The organism is Streptomyces sp. NPDC026515, assembly GCF_055567595.1.
In genome coordinates, this window is record NZ_JBVHQD010000012.1 from 106289 (window position 1) to 125994 (window position 19706).

At 72.4% G+C, this 19706-nt stretch carries 19 protein-coding genes; 11 read left to right on the forward strand and 8 right to left on the reverse strand.

What is annotated here, in order from left to right:
- Nucleotides 1-36 precede the first annotated feature (36 nt).
- Nucleotides 37-1026, reverse strand: coding sequence for an Lrp/AsnC family transcriptional regulator (locus ACZ4O3_RS25420; protein WP_467724404.1), 990 nt, complete (start codon nt 1024-1026; stop codon nt 37-39).
- 190 nt (nt 1027-1216) lie between these two features.
- Here ACZ4O3_RS25420 and ACZ4O3_RS25425 point away from each other — a divergent pair, with 190 nt between their 5' ends.
- Nucleotides 1217-2806: an MFS transporter gene (locus ACZ4O3_RS25425; protein ID WP_467724405.1), complete on the forward strand. Its 1590-nt coding sequence runs from the start codon at nt 1217-1219 to the stop codon at nt 2804-2806.
- 82 nt (nt 2807-2888) lie between these two features.
- Here the strand turns inward: ACZ4O3_RS25425 and ACZ4O3_RS25430 are convergent, their stop codons facing one another.
- Nucleotides 2889-4220, reverse strand: coding sequence for an enolase C-terminal domain-like protein (locus ACZ4O3_RS25430; RefSeq protein WP_467724407.1), 1332 nt, complete (start codon nt 4218-4220; stop codon nt 2889-2891).
- 330 nt (nt 4221-4550) lie between these two features.
- Here ACZ4O3_RS25430 and ACZ4O3_RS25435 point away from each other — a divergent pair, with 330 nt between their 5' ends.
- The 3 genes from ACZ4O3_RS25435 (at nt 4551) to ACZ4O3_RS25445 (ending at nt 6784) form a co-directional block, all read left to right on the forward strand.
- Entirely contained in the window at nt 4551-4916 is a 366-nt protein-coding gene (locus ACZ4O3_RS25435) for a hypothetical protein (protein WP_467724552.1), read from the forward strand.
- 186 nt (nt 4917-5102) lie between these two features.
- Nucleotides 5103-5468: a DUF779 domain-containing protein gene (locus tag ACZ4O3_RS25440; protein WP_362732696.1), complete on the forward strand. Its 366-nt coding sequence runs from the start codon at nt 5103-5105 to the stop codon at nt 5466-5468.
- Between the two features lie 143 nt (nt 5469-5611).
- Nucleotides 5612-6784, forward strand: a complete 1173-nt coding sequence (locus tag ACZ4O3_RS25445) for a phosphodiester glycosidase family protein (protein ID WP_467724408.1) — start codon at nt 5612-5614, stop codon at nt 6782-6784.
- 85 nt (nt 6785-6869) lie between these two features.
- Here the strand turns inward: ACZ4O3_RS25445 and ACZ4O3_RS25450 are convergent, their stop codons facing one another.
- The 6 genes from ACZ4O3_RS25450 to ACZ4O3_RS25475 all read right to left on the reverse strand — a co-directional run bounded on the left by ACZ4O3_RS25450 (nt 6870) and on the right by ACZ4O3_RS25475 (nt 12116).
- Nucleotides 6870-7064 (reverse strand): hypothetical protein, encoded by a 195-nt coding sequence (locus tag ACZ4O3_RS25450; RefSeq protein ID WP_362733110.1) that lies wholly within the window; start codon nt 7062-7064, stop codon nt 6870-6872.
- A 102-nt stretch (nt 7065-7166) separates the two neighbouring features.
- A complete protein-coding gene (locus ACZ4O3_RS25455; protein WP_467724410.1) occupies nt 7167-8030 on the reverse strand; it encodes a phosphatidylinositol-specific phospholipase C/glycerophosphodiester phosphodiesterase family protein in 864 nt (287 codons plus the stop codon).
- Between the two features lie 184 nt (nt 8031-8214).
- Entirely contained in the window at nt 8215-9306 is a 1092-nt protein-coding gene (locus ACZ4O3_RS25460) for an acyl-CoA dehydrogenase family protein (RefSeq protein WP_467724412.1), read from the reverse strand.
- Nucleotides 9303-10484, reverse strand: coding sequence for an acyl-CoA dehydrogenase family protein (locus tag ACZ4O3_RS25465; RefSeq protein ID WP_467724413.1), 1182 nt, complete (start codon nt 10482-10484; stop codon nt 9303-9305). Before ACZ4O3_RS25465 ends, ACZ4O3_RS25460 begins: the two co-directional genes overlap by 4 nt.
- Entirely contained in the window at nt 10481-11449 is a 969-nt protein-coding gene (locus ACZ4O3_RS25470; protein ID WP_384992127.1) for an NADPH:quinone oxidoreductase family protein, read from the reverse strand. The genes ACZ4O3_RS25465 and ACZ4O3_RS25470 overlap by 4 nt, the downstream gene beginning before the upstream one ends.
- Nucleotides 11450-11540: 91 nt before the next feature.
- Complete coding sequence (locus ACZ4O3_RS25475) at nt 11541-12116, reverse strand: helix-turn-helix domain-containing protein (RefSeq protein ID WP_384992130.1); 576 nt, start codon at nt 12114-12116, stop codon at nt 11541-11543.
- A gap of 77 nt (nt 12117-12193) precedes the next feature.
- On the opposite strand from ACZ4O3_RS25475, the gene ACZ4O3_RS25480 reads away from it, so the two are divergent.
- The 7 genes from ACZ4O3_RS25480 to ACZ4O3_RS25510 all read left to right on the forward strand — a co-directional run bounded on the left by ACZ4O3_RS25480 (nt 12194) and on the right by ACZ4O3_RS25510 (nt 19703).
- Nucleotides 12194-13123 carry an NAD(P)/FAD-dependent oxidoreductase gene (locus ACZ4O3_RS25480; RefSeq protein WP_467724415.1) on the forward strand — a complete coding sequence of 310 codons (930 nt, stop codon included), beginning with the start codon at nt 12194-12196 and terminating at the stop codon, nt 13121-13123.
- Between the two features lie 29 nt (nt 13124-13152).
- Entirely contained in the window at nt 13153-14691 is a 1539-nt protein-coding gene (locus tag ACZ4O3_RS25485; RefSeq protein ID WP_467724417.1) for an ATP-dependent DNA ligase, read from the forward strand.
- On the forward strand, nt 14688-15155 hold the full coding sequence (locus ACZ4O3_RS25490) for an NUDIX hydrolase (RefSeq protein ID WP_467724418.1): 468 nt from the start codon (nt 14688-14690) through the stop codon (nt 15153-15155). Before ACZ4O3_RS25485 ends, ACZ4O3_RS25490 begins: the two co-directional genes overlap by 4 nt.
- Before the next feature lie 75 nt (nt 15156-15230).
- A complete protein-coding gene (locus ACZ4O3_RS25495; RefSeq protein WP_362715985.1) occupies nt 15231-16616 on the forward strand; it encodes an NADP-dependent succinic semialdehyde dehydrogenase in 1386 nt (461 codons plus the stop codon).
- 24 nt (nt 16617-16640) lie between these two features.
- Nucleotides 16641-16877, forward strand: coding sequence for a DUF6213 family protein (locus ACZ4O3_RS25500; protein WP_362715983.1), 237 nt, complete (start codon nt 16641-16643; stop codon nt 16875-16877).
- A 505-nt stretch (nt 16878-17382) separates the two neighbouring features.
- Nucleotides 17383-18447 (forward strand): type III polyketide synthase, encoded by a 1065-nt coding sequence (locus tag ACZ4O3_RS25505; protein WP_362715980.1) that lies wholly within the window; start codon nt 17383-17385, stop codon nt 18445-18447.
- A gap of 5 nt (nt 18448-18452) precedes the next feature.
- Nucleotides 18453-19703 carry a cytochrome P450 gene (locus ACZ4O3_RS25510; protein WP_467724541.1) on the forward strand — a complete coding sequence of 417 codons (1251 nt, stop codon included), beginning with the start codon at nt 18453-18455 and terminating at the stop codon, nt 19701-19703.
- Nucleotides 19704-19706: the final 3 nt, after the last annotated feature.

The following is a 19706-nucleotide window of genomic DNA, read 5'->3' on the forward strand; positions in this document are numbered from 1 at the left end:
GTGCTCAAGCAAGGAGTTTCAATCTTGCGGACCACGTCAGGAAGGGGGCACCAGCCGGCCCCGGGAGATGAGGGAGGCCGCCTTCTTGAGGTGGTGGACGCTGATGCTGACGCCGTAGCCGTCGATGCCCGGGGTGGCGGCGATCCGGGTGGTCAGGAACCGGTAGAAGTCCTCGGGATCGCGGGCGATCACGGTGACCATCAGGTTGTGCTCCCCGCTGATGGCGCCGACGAAGGGGACCTCGTCGTACCGGGCGGCCTCCGCGCCGACCCGCTCGATGCGGGCGGGCGCCACCCGCAGCCACAGGATGGCCTGCAGCCGGTGACCGAGCCGTTCCGGGAGCAGCTCCACCTCGTATTCGAGGGTCCTGGCGCTCTCCAGCGCCTCCAGCCGCCGGGCCACCCGGGAAAGGGACCAGCCGGTGAGTTCGGCGAGCCGGGTGTGGGTGGTACGGCCGTCCTGGGCCAGGGCCTCCAGCAACGGGGCGTCCTCCTCGGCGGGCGGGAGCGGGGGCCCGGGGGTGAGCGCCGGCCGCTGCGAGGTCAGCTGCCGGACCTGCTCGGGGTCGAGGTTGTCGCCGTAGCCGGTCCAGCCGGAGGCGTCCGGGGTGTCGTAGTTGTGGATGATCAGGTCGACGCTGACGTCCAGGACGGAGGCGGACCTCGGCAGTTGCCGGAGCAGCACGTCCTCGCGGGGCATGTCGAGCGGCGCGCGGATGACACAGATGATCTCCGTGCCACCCGAGGCCAGATGGGCCCAGGAGATGTCGGGGCGGCGGGCGAGTGCCTCGGCGAGCGGGGCGACCCGGTCGGGGCGGCAGCGGATGCGGGCGACCCACTCCGCGGCGCCGTACACCCGCCGGTTGACCAGTCCGACCACCCGGAGCGCGCCGCTGCGGCGCAGCGCCTGGTAGCGGCGGGCGGCGGTCTGCTCGGAGACGCCCGCCACCTCACCGATCCGGCGGAAGGACAGCCTGGGCGCGCACTGCAGAGCACGGAGGATCTTCCTGTCCACGACGTCGAGCATGATGGAAGTGTGCCACGAGCGAGCCGCGATCTGGAGGATTGTTCCGCCTGAGCGTGGGGTGGTTGGCGGTATCGCGGGCAGAACCGGATGCTGTGGCGGCGGGTTTCCCCCCGGACGCCCGTTCGACACAGGCCGCCGGGTTCGCCGGGGGCCGCTAGCGCGGTGCGGTGCGCCGCGAAGGAGTATCTCCGTGAACGTCACGACACCGGCGAGCGAGCCGGTCGAGCGGCGGGCGGCCACGATCGTCATGGCCTGCCTGGGCGTCTTCGTCGCCTATCTTCCTGTCACCACCGTCGCCGTGAGCCTGCCGGCCCTGCAGGGGGCGCTGAACGCGTCGACGGCCCAGCTGTCCTGGGTGCAGGACGCGTTCGTGCTGCCGATGGCCGCGTTCATCCTGACCGCGGGCGTCTTCGGGGACGTCCACGGACGCAAGAAGGTCTTCCAGGCCGGGCTGCTCTTCTCGGCGGCGGGCGCGGTCACCGCCCTGTGCGCGCACTCCATCGAGGTCGTCTGGGCCGGGCAGGCGCTGGCCGGTGTCGGCGCGGCCGCGCTGCTGCCGACCACGCTGGCACTGATCAGTCACGTGGTGCCCGACCACCGGGAGCGCGGTAAGTACATCGGCATATGGGCGACCTGCCTGATGGCCGCCCTGGCGATCGGACCGGTGATCGCCGGAGTGGTCGTCGCGCACTTCTCGTGGCGCTGGATCTACCTGCCGGCCGTTCCGGTCGCGCTGATCGCCGTCGTCGTCGCGGCCGGAGGGCTGACCGACTCCCGGGCTCCGCACGGCCGCCGGCTGGACTGGCCCGGCCAGCTCACCGCCACGCTCGCGATCACCGCCCTGGCCTACGGCGTGATCGAGAGCGGCGCGGACTCGTTCACCGACGCCAAGGTGATGGTGGCGCTGTTCGCCGCGGTGGCCGCCGGTGTCGCCTTCGTCCTCGCGGAACGGCGCAGCGACAGCCCGATGCTGGACCTCAGCCTGTTCCGCAGCCCCGCCTTCACCGCCACCACGCTGGTGGCGATGATCAGCTTCCTGGCGCTGATCGGGTTCTTCTTCGTGCTCAGCCTCTACTTCGGCATGGTGCAGCGGCTGGACACCCTGGACGCCTGCTGGCGGCTGCTGATGGTCACCGGGGTGTCCCTGCTGGTGGGCGGACCGGCGGGGCGGCTGATGCACCGGATCTCCGCGCGCTGGATGATCACCGGCGGTCTGCTGCTCGTCGCCGCCGCCCAGTTCGCGCTGACCGGGCTGGCCGCCGACACCTCCTTCGCCTCGGCCGCCTGGCGGCTCGCCCTGCTGGGCCTGGGGATGGGGCTGGTCGTGACCCCCATGACAGCGACCGCGGTGGCCTCCGTGCCGCACCACCTGGCCGGCATGGCCGCCGCGGGAAACAACGCCTTCCGGCAGGTCGGCGGCGCCCTCGGCCCGGCCGTCCTGGGCGCGCTGCTCACCACCCGGGCGGTCGGCGCGCTGCCCGGCCACCTCACCGACGCGGGGGTCACCGGCGCCACGCGGGACCGTGTCGTCCCGGTCGCGCAGGCGGACGGCCTCGGCGCGGTCGCCCATCTGGACCTGGGAGGACAGACCGGGCAGGTGGTGGGGGCGCTGAGCGATTCCTTCCTGGACGGGATGCGGCTGTGCCTGATCACGGCGGGGAGCCTCAGCCTGCTGGCCGCCCTGGTCGCGGTGGTCCTGCTGCGTACCCCGCGGCAGCGGCCGGCGCTCCGGGCGGGAGACACCGCCGGCGAGAAGGCGTCGGCCGTACGGGGAGCCTGACGGGGAGCCGGTCCCGACCGGACTCGTCCTCGCACGCTCCGGCGTGCCGGTCGGGCCGGTCGGAGCGGCGGCCCGCGCTTGGCTAGCGCACCAGGCTGGGCCGCTTGGCGTCGAAGGTCCAGCCGTCCACCAGGTAACGCATCCCGGTCGCGTCGTCGCGGCCCGCGCCGAGGCCGAGTTCCTCGTGGAGGGCGTGGGCCGCGAGCAGCCGGTCCGGGTCGAGCCGGATGCCGAGGCCGGGGGCGTCGGTGACGGCGACCTCGCCGTCGACGATCCTCGGCGGTGCGACGGTGAGGCGCTCCCGGCCCTCCTGCCAGATCCAGTGCGTGTCCAGGGCGTTGTAGTCGCCGGGGGCCGCGGCTCCGCAGTGCGCCATCATGGCCAGCGAGATGTCGAAGTGGTTGTTGGAGTGGCACCCCCAGGTCAGCCCCGCGTCGTGGCAGAGCTGCGCCACCCGCACCGAGCCGCTCAGGGTCCAGAAGTGCGGGTCGGCGAGCGGGATGGAGACCGACTGCAGCGCCAGGGCGTGGGTGAGCTGCCGCCAGTCGGTGGCGATCATGTTGGTCGCGGTGGGCAGGCCGGTGGCCCGGCGGAACTCGGCGAGGATCTCGCGCCCGGAGTAGCCGCCCTCGGCTCCGCAGGGGTCCTCGGCGTAGGCCAGGGTGCCGAGCAGCGGCCGGCACAGTTCGACGGCTTCCCGCAGCGACCAGGCGCCGTTGGGGTCGAGGGTGATCCGGGCCCCGGGGAAGCGTTCCTTGAGCGCCCGTACGGCCTTGACCTCCTCGGCGCCGGGCAGGACCCCGCCCTTGAGCTTGAAGTCCCGGAAGCCGTAGTGGTCGTAGGCCGCCTCCGCCTGCCGGACGATCGACTCCGGGGTCAGTGCCTCCTCGCGGCGGATGCGGTACCAGGCGACGTCGGCGTCGGGTTCGCGGAGGTAGTCCAGGTCGGTGCGGTCGGGGTCGCCGACGTAGAAGAGGTAGCCGAGGACGCGCACCGAGTCGCGTTGTCTGCCGTCGCCGAGCAGGGCGGCGACGGGCACTTCCAGGTGCTGACCGAGCAGGTCGAGGAGGGCGGACTCGACGGCGGTGACGGCGTGCACGGTGGTCCGCAGGTCGAAGGTCTGCTCGCCGCGGCCGGCCGAGTCCCGGCCGCCGAAGGCCTCGCCGACAGCCCTCAGCACCCGCTTGTGGTCACCCAGCCGTGAGCCGACGACCAGGGGCTCCGCGTCCCGCAGGGTCCGGGTGATCGCCTCCCCGCCGGGCACCTCGCCCAGCCCCGTCCGCCCCTCGGAGTCCTCGACGACCAGGACGTTGCGGGTGAAGTACGGGGCATGGGCGCCGGAGAGGTTGAGCAGCATGGAGTCCCGGCCTGCCACCGGATACACGGAGAAGCGGGTGACGACGGGCTGGCTCATGGGGGAACGTCCTTACACAGACACGGCATCTACATATGGAGACAGAGATTAAGGATGCAGACGCTCCCAGGTCAATGGGGGCGCGGGAGCGCACACCGGCCGCACCCCGGACGGACGGCCGCGCCACTGTCCGCCGCCGAGACCGCCGACCGGGCCCGGACGTCGGCGGCGGCAGGCACCCGGCAGGCATGCGCCACGGAAGGGCACCGGACGCCGCCGGCCTGGCAGCGTCACGACCGAGACCGAGGTCGCCGGGATGACGGACGGCGCACCGGTGTTCGCCTACGAGGGCGAAGCGTCCTGGGGCGGGTTCACCATGGTCTCCGGCGGGTGGCACCGCTCGGCGCCACCGACGCCAGGACGGTCAACGGCAGCGACGGCGCGGCCGTGATCGACACCCTGACGGGGGCGCTCACCCTGATCCTGCTGGCGGTGGCCGGACTCGGGGTACTGGGCGGGGTCGTGCTCGAGACCCATGAGCGCATCCGGGACCCCGGCGTCCACAAGGCGCTCGGGACGGCACCTCTGCAGACGGTGACGCTGGTGCTCGTCCCGGTCGTGCTGCCGGGGCTGGCGGGCGGGGCGCCGGGGGTCCCGCCGGGTCTCGCCGTGCACCGCGCGGTCATGCCCGCCATGGGCGACAGCGCCGGGCTGCCCCTGCCCGAGGTGGTGCTGGACGTCCACCGGACGCCATGAACTGCTCCTCCTCGCCTGGGCGGTGCGGCGACCGCCGTCCTCGGCGCGCTGCTCCCGGCGGGCTGGGCGGCCCGGGTCCGCACGGCCACCGCACTGCGCGGCGAGCAGTCAACGACCGCTTCTGGACCGGCCGGTGACAAGGGGTGAGACTGAGGGGACCCGACACCCGGCCCCAGGAGGGTGACCATGGACGACCAGACAGCGCCTCCGCGCGTCGAGCTCACCCCGCAGGCCGCCGAGCTGGTGCGCCGGCTGCGCGCCGAGCACGGCCCGTTGATGTTCCACCAGTCCGGCGGCTGCTGCGACGGCAGCGCGCCGATGTGCTACCCCGACGGGGAGTTCCGTACCGGCGGCTCGGACGTACTGCTGGCCGAGCTGGCGGTGGACGGCGTCGAGGAGCCGGTCACGTTCTGGATGTCCCGCAGCCAGTACGAGGCGTGGAGCCACACCCGGCTGATCGTGGACGTGGTACCCGGTCGGGGGAGCGGTTTCTCACTGGAGGCACCCGAGGGGGTGCGTTTTCTCACCCGTTCTCGCGTAGTCGACGTCTAGCAGCCCCGCCGGTCATTCCCGTCTGCTGCACTTCCCTGAGTCCTGAGGCACTTGACGAGACATCAGGGGGTGCGGTGACGCATCGTCGGACACGATTTGCAGCGACGACCCGAACTCTGTTCACGATTCTCACGTCGTCCGGCGTGCTGGCCGGTGCTGCCCTCGCGGGGGCTTCACCGGCCGGAGCCGTGCCGGGCGCCGGACAGCTCGCGTCCGGGGTCACCTACCGGGAGTTCGACGTCCCGGCGCACAGGGGCACGGTCCACGCCCATCTGCTGACCGTCGACCTGACCGATCCGCACGTCCGGGTGGACCTCCTCACCGCGGGCTCGGTGGCCGCCCGGTCGCGGGTGTCCACGATGGCCGACGCGGCGGGCGCGGTCGCGGGCGTGAACGGCGACTTCTTCAACATCTCCGAGACCCAGCATCCGGGCGTCGACGTGACCGGCGCGAGCGTCGGACCGGCGATCGCCCACGGCCGGGTGCTGAAGGCGGCGGTGCCGACGGCCCAGCGGTTCGGCCCGTCGCTGCCGCCGGGCGCCGACACCACCGACGTGCTCGGCGTCGGCGTGGACCGCAGGGCCCGGCTGGACCGGCTGAGACTGGTCGGCAGCGTCCGCACCCGCGACGGGAGCCTCGCGCTGCGCGGGCTCAACCAGTACGCGCTGGCACAGGACTCCGTCGGCGCCTACACCGCCGCCTGGGGACCGGCGTCCCGCAAGCGCGCCACCTGCGGCTCGGACACCAGCCGGGCGGCCGGATGCAGCACGGACACCTACGAGGTGCGGATCCGCGGTGGCAAGGTCGTCGCCACCGCCGCCACCCCGGGCAGCGGCACGATCGCGCCGGGCACGACCGTCCTGCTGGGCCGGGAGGCCGGCGCGGACAGACTGCGCGAACTCACCTTGGGTGAACGGGTCACGCTGCGCAAGCAGATGGTGGCGTCCGCCTCCAGGGTCCCGTACCGCTTCGCGGTCGGCGGCTATCCGGTGCTGCGCGGCGGCGTGCCCGCGGCCGGGCTCGACGACACCACCACGGCCGTCCGCACCGCCGCGGGTTACACGAGCGGCGGACACCGACTCCTGCTGCTCGCGCTGGACGGGGCGGTGGCCTATCGCAGCGGCATGACCATTGCCGAAGTGGCCGACGAGATGCGCGCGTTGGGTGCGGTCGACGCGTTCAGCCTGGACGGCGGCGGCTCCACGACGCTGGTGGCCCGCACCCCGGGTGACAGCGCGGTGAGCGTGCTCAACCACCCGACCGACAGCCCGGAACGCGCGGTGGCCAACGGGATCGGGGTCTTCTCGAAACCCTGACCCGTCACCCCGCGCCACCCCGTGGCACCCGCCGAGCCGGCGGCACCCGGCCGCCGGCTCAGGGACCGGGCTCAGGGACCCGGGCTCAGGGGCGCAGGGTGCTCACCAGGTCGGCTGTCGCGGTGAGCCCGCTGCTGATGGTGGGCGCCATGCTGGTGCTGGCCAGGTAGAACCCGAGCAGCATGCAGACCAGAGCGTGCGAGATCTTCAACCCGCCCTGGCGCATGAAGAGCACGGCCAGCAACAGGAGCAGCAGCACCACAGAGATGGAAACGGCCATCGCGAACCTCCTCCGCCACGCCCGTTTCGGGGCGTTCGGCCGCAAGTGTGGCGCAGCGGAGGGGAGGCCCGTGCCGTCGACACGTCCCCCGATCGGGTGGTGTTACGACGGCCGGTGGCTGTCCAGGAAGGCTTCCAGGCCGGCCAGGTCGTCGGTGTTGAAGTAGTCGGCGCCGGCGGCGAGCAGTTCACTCCAGAGTGCGTCGCGCGCCGGTCCGGCCACGTCCGGAGTGGCCCAGAACCGGACTTTCTGACGGTTGGCGTGCGCCTCGCCGATGACGGCCCGCAGCTTCTGCCGCTCGGCCCGCGGGAAGTCGCCCTCGCCGAGCCAGGTGAAGTTGAGGGTCCAGTTGTCGCTGATCAGCGGGACGAAGGAGGCGGGCGCCGGGGTGCCGAGGTCGGTGAGCCGGCCGTCGTAGAAGGCCCGGCGCACGGTCTGTGCCTCCATCGGCGAACGCGCGGCGCGGTCACCGGAGACGACGTTGGTGACGGCACCGGGAACGACCCGGCCGTGGGCGTACGTCGTGAACAGGTGCGGGTAGCGCCGCAGATGCCGGTCGAGTTCGAGGTACGTCGACGATCCCTCGGTCTTGATGTCGATGAGCAGCTGTACCGGCTCCCGCCTGCCCCGGTACACGGACCCGTGGTTCGCCTTCACGATCCGGGCCAGCGGGTCGAGGTAGAGGGACTCCAGCGTACGGCTCGGGTCCAGGTCGTCCTCGGTGTGACCGACGAGCAACTGGTCACCGACGAGGAAGATGTCGGCCTCGACGCTGCCGAAGCGATGACCGAGGGCGTCGAAGAGCGGGTGGGTGTGCTCGTAGTCGTTGTGGGCGTGGGCACGCCACAGCGGACGGCGTCCGCGGTGGCCGCCGCCCGCCCAGGCCTGCGCGCCGGGCAGCGCGACGGCTCCGGCGAGGGCGGCACCGAGGGTGGTGAGGGCTCTGCGACGGGTGGTGAGGGCCATGTGCTCTGCCTCCCTTGTAGGGCCTTGCGGGACCCAAGGGAGTATGCGTTCAGACAGAGCCCGACTGCCCTGTACGTGCGCGAAGTTGGCTGGACCGCCGTCCGCGGTTCACTTCAGGCGCCCCGCCGGGGGCGCGGGGAACCGCGCGACCAGCCCCCTCGCGCCCGCCGTCGGCGACCGGAACTCACGGCACCTGAAGATCGACCAGTGCTGCCAGGGCTTCCCGGTGCGCCCCCGCCGTACCGAAGGCGGTCGCATCCGCCTTGGCCCGCTTCAGGTACAGGTGGACCGGATGTTCCCAGGTCATCCCGATGCCCGCGTGCAACTGCAGCGCCTCCTCGGCGGCGTGCACGGCGACCGGCCCCGCATAGGCCTGCGCCACCGCCACCAGCACGTCGGCGTCCTCACCGGAGGCCAGCGCGTCGGCGGCCCCCCGCGCGGCGGCCCGGAGGTTGACCACCTCCAGCCACAGCTGCGCCAGCCGGTGCTTGAGCGCCTGGAACCCGCCCACCGGCCGGTTGAACTGCTTGCGCTCCTTGAGGTACCGCACGGTCTCGGTCAACGACCATTCGGCGACTCCGAACTGCTCGGAGGCCAGCAGACCGGCCCCGGCCCGCAGGGCGCGCCGGACGGCGGGTCCGGCATCGCCCACCCGGCGGCCGGCGGCGCCGTCGAGGGTGACGGTGGCGAGCGGCCGGGTCAGGTCGAAGGCGACCTGCGGAGCGATCCGTGCCGCGGCCGCCTCGACCGCGTACAGCCCGCCGTCGTCCCCCGGCACCAGCAGCACGTCCGCGGCGACCGCGTCCGCGATCCCGGTCAACTCGCCGTGCAGACGGCCCGCTTGGACGCGTACGGTCCTGAAGCCGGAGTCCGGTGCGACATGCAGCCCCACCGCCAGCACGCCGATCGTCCGCCCCGACGCCAGCTTCCCGAGCAGTTCCTCGTCTCCGCAGGCGAGCAGCGCCTCGGTCGCCACCACGGCACTGGTCAGATACGGAACGGGAGCCACAGCCCGCCCCAACTCCTCCAGGACGACGGCGGCCTCGCGGGCGGATGCACCCTGGCCACCCTGCTTCTCCGGCACCAGCAGCCCGGCGAGCCCCATACCCTCGGTGAGGGCTTTCCAGGCGGCCAGGTCGTGCGGTGCGTCCGACTCGGTGCGGGCGATGACGCCCGCCGCGTCGCAGTGGTCGGCCAGCAGGTCGCGCACCGCGGCCCGCAGCGCCTCTTCCTCCTCCGAGTACAGCAGGTCGGGCTGGGTGTGGGGTGTCGTCATCGGGCGAGGTCCTTCCACGCGACGTCCTTGTCGGTGCGCGGCTCGGACGGCAGGCCCAGGACGCGCTCCGCGACGATGTTCAGCAGGACCTCGCTGGTCCCGCCCTCGATACTGTTGCCCTTGGCGCGCAGGTAGCGGTAGCCGGCGTCCCGGCCGACGAAGTCCACCAGTTCGGGCCGGCGCATGGTCCAGTCGTCGTACAACAGGCCTTCCTCGGCGCGGAGTTCGACCTCCAGGCCACTGATCTCCTGGTTGAGGCGGGCGAAGGCGAGCTTCATTCCGGCGCCCTCGGGGCCGGGCTGTCCGGCGACCAGCTGCTGGCGCAGCCGCTCCGCGGTGAGCCGGGCGACCTCGGTCTCGACCCACAGTTTCAGCAACCGCTGGTGCAGGTCGTGGGTGCGCAGCTCGGGGCGTTCGCGCCAGGTCTTCACGACCGGGCCGATCATGCCGCCCTCGCGGGGCAGCCGCATGCCGCCGATGGCGACGCGCTCGTTGTTCAGCGTGGTCTGCGCGACCCGCCAGCCGTCGCCGGTCCCGCCGAGACGACGGGTGTCGGGGATGCGGACATCGGTGAGGAACACCTCGTTGAACTCGGCCTCACCGGTGATCTGCCGCAGCGGCCGGACGTCGACGCCCGGGTCGGTCATGTCGCAGATGAAGTAGGTGATTCCGGCGTGCTTGGGCACGTCCGGATCGGTGCGGGCGATGAGGATGGCCCAGCGGGAGTTGTGCGCTCCGGAGGTCCACACCTTCTGCCCGTTGACGACCCACAGGTCACCCTCCCGCACCGCGCGGGTGCCGAGCGCGGCCAGGTCGGAGCCGGCGCCCGGCTCGCTGAACAGCTGGCACCAGACCTCCTCGCCGGTCCACAGCGGTCGCAGGTAGCGCTGCTTCTGCTCCTCCGTGCCGTACTTGAGGACGGTCGGCGCGGCCATGCCGAGTCCGATGCCGTTGCGGCGCGCGTCGTTGTCGGGGGCGCCGGCGGCCTCCAGCGCGGCGTCCACGACGGCCTGGAGGGAGCGCGGGGCGCCCAGACCGCCGAGGCCCTGCGGGTAGTGCACCCAGGCGAGTCCGGCGTCGAAGCGGGCCTTGAGGAAATCCAGCCTGTCGGTGGTGGCGGGCGGGTGGGCGGCCAGCAACTCGGCTGTGCGGCGGGTGAGTTCGGCGGCGTCGGTCATGCCCCGGCCCCCTTCGGTACGACGGTGACCCGGCCGGTGGTGACACCGTCGCCGAGCCGCTGCACGGCCCCCGCGGCCTCGGACAGCGGCACCCGCTCGCTGACCAGCGGCTTGATGGCACCGCTCGCGGCCAGTTCGGTGAGCCGCTCGTGACAGTGCAGGATCAGCTTGGGGTTCTTGGTGGCGTACAGCCCCCAGTGCAGGCCCAGGATCGAGTAGTTCTTCACCAGGGCGTGGTTGAGCGCCGGGCTCGGGATGGTGCCGCTCGCGAAGCCGACGACCACGATCCGGCCCTCGAAGGCGACGGTCTTGGCCGACTGGGTGTACGCCTCGCCGCCGACCGGGTCGTAGATCACGTCGGCGCCCCGGCCGCCGGTGGCCTCCTTCACGGCGCCCACCACGTCCTCGGCACGCCGGTCGATGACGACGTCACAGCCCAGCTCGCGGGCGACGGCTGCCTTGCCGGCACCGCCGACCACGCCGATCACGGTCGCACCGGCGGCCTTGCCGAGCTGTACGGCCGCGCTGCCGACCCCGCCGGCGGCGGCGTGCACGAGCAGCGTCTCGCCGGCCTGGAGTCCGGCCCGGCGGTGCAGGCCGAACCAGCCCGTCTGGTACCCGATGTGCAGGGCGGCGGTCTCGGCGTCGTCCAGCGCGTCCGGCGCGGGCAGCAGGGCGGCGGCGTCCGCGACCGCGTACTCGGCGAAGCCGCCGTACGGCAGCACGGGGTTGGCGATCACCCGGCGTCCGTCCTCGGTCTCGCCGCAGATCTCCACGCCGGGTGTGAACGGCAGCGGCGGGCGCACCTGGTACTGGCCCCGGCACATCAGCACATCGGGGAAGTTGATGTTGGCCGCACGCACCTTGAGCAGGACCTGGCCGTCGCCGGGGGTGGGCCGCTCCACCTCCGTCAGCCGCATCACCTCGCTCGGCTCGCCGTTCTCGTGCACTTGCCATGCCTGCATGCGGTGCCTCCACAGACTGCTTCGTCGGGGTCACTCGCATACTAAGCGGTCGCTTGCCACCGAGGGAACAGCCGGCGGCCCAGCGGACCCGTCACGTCGCCGTTCTCGGCCGTGCCCGTACGTGCATCCGCTCCCCCTGCGGCCCGAACAGGCTGAGGAACTCCACCGGCCCCTCCCCCGTCGACCCGAACCAGTGCGGCACCCGGGTGTCGAACTCGGCCGCCTCCCCCGGCGCCAGCACGACGTCGTGCTCGCCGAGCACCAGCCGCAGCTTGCCGGACAGCACGTACAACCACTCGTAACCCTCGTGGGTGCGCGGCTCGGGTTCGTCCTTCCGCTTCGGTTCGACCACCTTGAAGGCCTGCAGGCCGCCGGGCTGCCGGGTCAGCGGCCAGAAGGTCCGGCCGTGCCGCTCCATCGGCTTGGCGCGCACCCGGGGGTCCCCCACCGGCGGTGCGCCGACCAGTTCGTCCAGGGGCACCTGGTGGGCCTGTGCGATCGGCAGCAGCAGCTCCAGGCTGGGCTTGCGCAGCCCCGCCTCCAGCCGGGAGAGGGTGCTGACCGAGATGCCGGTGGTCTCCGAGAGAGCGGCGAGGGTGACCTCACGCTCCTTGCGGAGCCGGCGCAGCCGGGGGCCCACCCCGGCGAGAACGTCGTCCGTCGTCATGGTCGTATTGCAGTTTCGGCAAAGCCGTTTGTCAATCCGTCCCCGGTGCGCGACCGTCGCCGGCGGAGGTGGTCACCATGACCGATACGTACGAAGTGGTCGTCGTCGGAGGCGGTGCGGCCGGGCTCTCCGCCGCACTGGTCCTCGGCCGGGCCCGGCGCCGCACCCTGGTCGTCGACGCGGGCGAACCGCGCAACGCCCCCGCCGCCCACATGCAGGGCTTCCTGTCCCGGGACGGCATGCCGCCCGGGGAGTTCCTGGCCGCCGGCCGCGAGGAGATCGCTCGCTACGGCGTCGACCTGGTGCGGGACCGGGCGGTGAGCGCGGCCAGGGACGGTGACTTCACGGTGTCGCTGGCGAGCGGCCGGCAGGTCCGGGCCCGGCAGCTGGTGGTCGCCTCCGGACTGAGGGACGAGCTGCCGCCCGTGCCCGGGGTGGCCGAGCGGTTCGGCCGGGATGTCCTGCACTGCCCGTACTGCCACGGCTGGGAGGTCCGCGACCAGGCCTTCGGTGTCCTGGCCACCACCCCGACGAGCGTGCACCAGGCGCTGATGGTCACCCAGTGGTCCCAGGACGTGACCCTCTTCCTCCACCTGGTCGAGGAGGCGGAACTGTCCGAGGACGACCGGCGGCGGCTGGCCGCGGCGGGGGTGCGGGTGGTGTCCGGCGAGGTGACGGGGCTGTGTGTCGAGGACGACCGGCTGACGGGGGTGCGGCTCGGGGACGGCACCGTGCACGAACGGCAGGCGCTGTTCGTCGCCCCTCGCCCGGTCCCCCGCACCGGCCTGCTGGTCGGGCTGGGCGCGCAGCTGGCGCAGACCCCCTTCGGCGCCTGGCCGGTCATCGACGAACAGGGCCGGACGACCGTGCCCGGGCTGTGGGCGGCCGGCAACGCGAGCGGCTTCGCCGAGCAGGTGGTCAACGCGGCCAGCCGGGGCTACCGCGCCGGTGCGGCGATCAACGGCGAGCTGCTCTTCGCGGACCTGGACGCCGACGTGCGGGTGTAGTCCGGGCACACCCGTTGCACCATGGCTGCATGCTGCTGAGCCGGCTCGCCGAAGTGTCCCGGGAGGTCGCCGCCACCGCGGCCCGCTCCCGCAAGACCGCACTGCTCGCCGGCCTCTTCCGGGAGACGGCCCCGGACGACGTGCCGGTCGTCATCCCGTATCTGGCCGGCCGTCTCCCCCAGGGCCGTCTCGGCGTCGGCTGGAAGGTGCTGAGCCGCCCGGTGCCGCCGGCCCCCGAGCCGTCCCTCACGGTCCTCGAGGTCGACGCCCGGCTGACCGGGCTGGGCAAGGTCGCCGGGCCCGGTTCCCAGGCCGAACGCTCCCGGATCGTGGGCGAGTTGATGGGCGCGGCGACCGCCGAGGAGCAGCGCTTCCTGCTGGGGCTGATCACCGGCGAGGTACGGCAGGGCGCCCTGGACGCGGTGGCCGTGGAGGGACTCGCGCAGGCGACCGGCGCGGACGCGGCCGACGTGCGCCGGGCGGTGATGCTCGCCGGGTCCCTCCAGAAGGTGGCCGAGGCCCTGCTCGCGGACGGCCCGCCGGCCCTCGCCCGGTTCCGGCTCACCGTCGGCCGCCCGGTGCTTCCGATGCTGGCGCACAGCGCCGCCTCGGTCGCCGAGGCGGTCGGCAAGCTGGGCGCCTGCGCGGTCGAGGAGAAGCTCGACGGCATCCGGGTCCAGGTCCACCGGGACGGCGGGACGGTACGGATCCACACCCGCACCCTGGACGACATCACCGACCGGCTCCCCGAAGTCACGGCCGCCACGCTGGAGTTGACGGGCGACCGGTTCATCCTGGACGGCGAGGTGATCTCCTTCGGCGCCGACGGCCGCCCCCGCTCCTTCCAGGAGACGGCGGGCCGGGTCGGATCCCGGACGGACGTGGCGAAGGCGGCGCGGGAGGTACCGGTCTCCCCCGTCTTCTTCGACGCGCTCTCGGTCGGCGGCCACGACCTCCTCGACCTGCCCTTCGCCGAACGGCACGCGGAACTGGCCCGGCTGGTCCCCGAGCCGATGCGGGTCCGCCGGGCCCTGGTGGCCGGTCCCGAGGACATGGCGGCCGCCGAGGAGTTCCTCGCCGCCACCCTGGAACGCGGCCACGAGGGCGTGGTCGTCAAGGGGCTGGACGCCCCCTACAGCGCGGGCCGGCGCGGTGCCTCCTGGCTGAAGGTCAAGCCGGTGCACACCCTCGACCTGGTCGTCCTGGCCGCCGAGTGGGGGCACGGCCGGCGCACCGGCAGGCTCTCCAACCTCCACCTCGGCGCCCGCACCACGGACGGCGGCTTCGCCATGCTGGGCAAGACCTTCAAGGGCATGACCGACGCGATGCTCAGGTGGCAGACCGCCCGGCTGAAGGAACTGGAGGTCTCGGACGACGGCCGGGTGGTGACCGTACGCCCGGAACTCGTCGTCGAGATCGCCTACGACGGCCTGCAGAGGTCCTCCCGCTACCCGGCCGGCGTCACCCTGCGGTTCGCCCGGGTGGTCCGCTACCGCGAGGACAAACAGCCACGGGAGGCCGATACGGTGGAGACCCTGCTGGCCGCCCATCCGGAGGTACGGCGTTGACGGAGCCGAAGCGAAGCGCCGGACTGCTGCTGTTCCGCCGTACCGGCCAGGGCCTCGAGGTACTGCTCGGCCATATGGGCGGCCCCTTTTTCGCGAAGAAGGACGCGGGCGCGTGGAGCGTCCCCAAGGGCGAGTACGAGCCCGGCGAGACCGCCTGGGCGGCAGCCCGCCGTGAGTTCCAGGAGGAGCTGGGCCTGCCGGCGCCGGACGGCGAGGCGGTCGCCCTCGGCGAGGTCCGGCAGAGCAACGGCAAGATCGTGACGGTGTGGGCGATCGAGGCGGACCTGGATCCGGCCGCGGCGGTTCCCGGCACCTTCACGATGGAGTGGCCGCCGCGCTCGGGCCGGATCCAGGAGTTCCCGGAGCTGGACCGGGTGGCCTGGCTCTCTCCCGACCGGGCCCGTGAGGTGATCGTCAAGGCACAGGCCGCGTTTCTCGACCGGCTGGCGGAGCACACGGACTGAACAGCGGCGCACGCGTTGCGGTCCCCGGGGCCGCGCGCGAAGGTCGAAGCAAACCCGCTCCCAGGGAGGTCAGCCATGCCCATCGCGACGGTGAACCCGGCGACCGGCGAGACGCTCGAAACGTTCGAGGCCATGGACGAGGACGAACTCGAGCGCCGGCTCGAACTCGCCGAGGCGACGTTCCGCACCTACCGGACGAGCTCCTTCGCCGAACGCGCCCGGCTGCTGCACCGGGCCGCCGACCTGCTGGACGCGGACCAGGACGACATCGCCCGCACGATGACCACCGAGATGGGCAAGCCGCTGGCGCAGGCCCGCGCGGAGGCCGGGAAGTGCGCGAAGGCGATGCGCTGGTACGCCGACCACGCGCAGGAGCTGCTGGCCGACGAGGAGCCGGCGGAGGCGGACGTGAAGGACTCGGGCGCGACCCGGGTGCGGGTGCGCTACCGCCCCATCGGGCCGGTGCTGGCCGTGATGCCGTGGAACTTCCCGCTCTGGCAGGTCGTCCGGTTCGCCGCGCCGGCCCTGATGGCGGGCAACGTCGGCCTGCTCAAGCACGCCTCGAACGTGCCGCAGACCGCCTTGTACCTGGAGGATCTCTTCCACCGGGCGGGCTTCCCCGAGGGCTGCTTCCAGACCCTGCTGATCGGCTCCGGGGCGGTCGACGACCTCCTGCGTGACGAGCGGGTGCGGGCGGCCACGCTCACCGGCAGCGAGCCCGCGGGCCGCGCGGTCGCCGCCACCGCCGGCGAGATGATCAAGAAGACGGTGCTGGAACTGGGCGGCAGCGACCCCTTCGTGGTGATGCCGTCGGCGGACGTCGACCGCGCCGCGAGGACCGCGGTGACCGCGCGGGTGCAGAACAACGGGCAGTCGTGCATCGCCGCGAAGCGGTTCATCGTGCACACCGACGTCTACGACGCCTTCGCCGAGCGGTTCGTGGCGGCCATGGCGGCGCTGCGGACGGGCGACCCTATGGACGAGGGGACGGACGTCGGGCCGCTGTCGAGCGAGCAGGGACGGGCCGACCTGGAGGAACTCGTCGAGGACGCGAAGCGGTCGGGTGCGCGGGTGCTGTGCGGCGGACAGCGGCCTCAGGGGCCCGGCTGGTTCTACCCGCCGACCGTGCTCGCCGGGATCCACCGCGACATGCGCATCCACCGCGAGGAGGCGTTCGGGCCGGTGGCCACGCTCTACCGGGCCGGAGACCTGGACGAGGCTGTTCTCATCGCCAACGACTCTCCTTTCGGGCTGAGTTCGAACGTGTGGACGCGGGACGAGGCGGAGGTGGACCGGTTCGTGCGGGATCTGGAGGCAGGTGGCGTGTTCGTCAACGGCATGACCGTCTCCCACCCGGCGTTCCCGTTCGGCGGTGTGAAGCGGTCCGGCTACGGACGTGAGCTGTCCGGGCACGGAATCCGGGAGTTCTGCAACATCACCACCGTTTGGCACGGTGCGTGACGGTTGCGCGGCTACGATCCGGGTGTGAACCGGGAAGTGACTCTGCCTCTGATCGTCGACGACCGCGGAAACTTGCAGGTGACCGCCGCCGACGTGAGTAAGTTGTTGCGGACCATGGGTGGGCGGTGGGTACGCCTGGTGGAGGCCGGGGAGAGCGGGCTGGACGAGGACACGGTGGCCGCGCTGACCATTGAGCTGGCGAAGCTCGCGGACCGGATCGACGTGGCGTGTATCGCCCACAGCAGCGGGCAGCAGGGGTAGTTCGGCGGCTGCGGGTGAACGGGGGCCCGTCGCGCCCGCGCGGCGGCATCGGCACCGCCCCGCGCCCCTGCGCGTGAGTGCGGCCGACGACGTCAAGGACTTCTCCTCGTACGCTGCGCCGCGCCCCGGACGGCGCACTGCGCCAGATGCAGGAACGCACGTCGGCGGGCGGGATCACCCGGTGTTTTCCGGAGCGTGTGCGGCGCGTTTCTCCCGACTCGCCCGGCCACTGGCCACCTGCGGGGCCCTGGATCGGTGTTCGCCTCGGGGAAGAGCTCTGACCTGGCCGTTCTCGGAATTTTCGCGATCGTGTCCGGCGCCGCGTCCTCCTGACCGGGACGCCTCTGCGCCGATCCGTCCCTGACACGGGGTCACCGGTTCGGAGTAGTCCGGCGCGAGATCGTCGCCCTCACGGGTGATCGTGAGGGAACCACCTCCTGAGGTGAACCACCTCTCTGACCGGTCGGGCCCAAACCCGCCGGAAGGCTGAAAGCAGGCACGGTTCATGGCGACTTTGTGCAAACCCTCAGTGTCGGTCCCGGAGTACGTGATCACGATGGAGGAGACGCTGGAACTGGCGCGCTCCCACCATGAGAACCACCCGCAGCTGCCACTGGCGCTGAGACTGATCGAGAACACGGGCGTTCGCACCCGGCACATCGTGCAGCCGATCGAGGAAACCCTCAAGCACCCCGGCTTCGAGGAGCGCAACAAGCTCTACGAGGTCGAGGCCAAGGCCCGGGTCCCCGCAGTCATCCAACGAGCGCTGGACGACGCAGAGCTGCTCACCCGCGACATCGACGTGATCATCTACGTCTCGTGCACGGGCTTCATGATGCCCTCGCTCACGGCGTGGCTGATCAACGAGATGGACTTCGACTCCACCACCCGCCAGATCCCCATCGCGCAGCTCGGCTGCGCGGCCGGCGGAGCGGCTATCAACCGGGCGCACGACTTCTGCTCGGCGTACCCGAACGCCAACGCGCTCATCGTGGCCTGTGAGTTCTGCTCGCTGTGCTACCAGCCGACCGACCTCGGCGTCGGCTCGCTGCTCTCCAACGGCCTCTTCGGTGACGGCATCGCCGCCGCCGTGGTCCGCGGCAAGGGCGGTACCGGCGTCGAGCTCGAACGCAACGGCTCGTACCTGATCCCCAAGACCGAAGAGTGGATCATGTACGACGTCCGGGCCACCGGATTCCACTTCCTGCTGGACAAGCGGGTCCCGGCGACCATGGAGCCGCTCGCGCCGGCCCTCCAGGACCTGGCGGGGCTGCACGGCTGGAACGCATCCGACCTGGACTTCTACATAGTCCACGCGGGCGGGCCCCGCATCCTGGACGACCTGAGCAAGTTCCTCAAGGTCGATCCGCACGCGTTCCGGTTCAGCCGGTCCACGCTCACCGAGTACGGCAACATCGCGAGCGCTGTCGTCCTGGACGCACTGCGCCGGATGTTCGAGGAGGGCGGCGCCGAGCACCAGGCACGCGGCCTGCTGGCCGGATTCGGTCCCGGCATCACCGCGGAGATGTCGCTGGGCCGCTGGCGGCGTGCGGGCGAAGAGGCGGCTTGACCGCGATGGCGCTCACCGAACCGCTCGGCCCCGCCGACGAGGCCGCGGACCGGCCCTCCGGCGCGGCCGCCTGCCCGGTCCGGCACTGGGAGGTGCCGGACCTGGCGGGAGTGGACTTCGACCCCACCCTGGCCGAGCTGATGCGGGAGGGCCCGGTCACCCGGATCCAGCTGCCCAACGGCGAGGGCTGGGCCTGGCTGGTCACCCGGTACGACGACGTACGGATGGTGGCCAACGACCTCCGGTTCAGCCGTGAGGCGGTGATGGAGCGGCAGGTCACCAGGCTCGCCCCGCACTTCATCCCGGACCGTGGGGCGGTCGGTTTCCTGGACCCGCCCGACCACACGCGGCTGCGCCGCTCGGTGGCCTCCGCGCTCACCTCCAAGGGCGTGGAGCGGGTCCGGGACAAGGCCCGCCGCATGCTGGACGAGCTCGTCGACGAACTCGTCCAGGACGGCCCGCCCGCCGATCTCACGGCGACGGTCCTGAGCCCCTTCCCCATCGCGGTGATCTGCGAGGTGATGGGCGTTCCGGCCGCCGACCGGCACACCTTGCACATCTGGACCCAGCTGATCCTGTCCTCCAGTCACGGCAAGGAGGTCAGCGAGAAGGCCAAGCGCGAGATGGGCGCCTACTTCGCCGACCTCATCGCCCTGCGCGACAGCAGCACGGGCGAGGACGTGGTCTCGCTGCTGGGCGCGGCCGTGGGCCGCCGCGAGGTCACCCTGGCGGAGGCCGTCGGTCTCGCCGTCCTCCTCCAGATCGGCGGCGAGGCGGTCACCAACAACAGCGGGCAGATGTTCTACCTGCTGCTGACCCGCCCCGACCTCCTGGACCGGCTGCGCACCGATCCGGCGGTCCGCCCCCGGGCGATCGACGAGATGCTGCGCTGGATCCCGCACCGCAGCGCGGTCGGGCTGTCCCGGATCGCCCTGGAGGACGTGGAGATCAGAGGCGTGCGGATCCGTGCGGGAGACGCGGTCTACCTCAGCTACCTGGCCGCCAACCGGGACCCGGACGTCTTCCCGGACCCCGAGACGATCGACTTCGCCCGCACTCCCAACCCGCATGTGTCCTTCGGGTTCGGCCCGCACTACTGCCCCGGCGGCCAGCTCGGCAGGCTGGAGGAGGAACTCCTGGTCGACGCACTGGTCGACCGGCTCCCCGGGCTGCGGCTCGCCGTGCCCGCGGACCAGGTTCCCTTCCGGAAGGGCGCGTTGATCCGGGGACCCGAGTCACTACCGGTGAGGTGGTGAGTG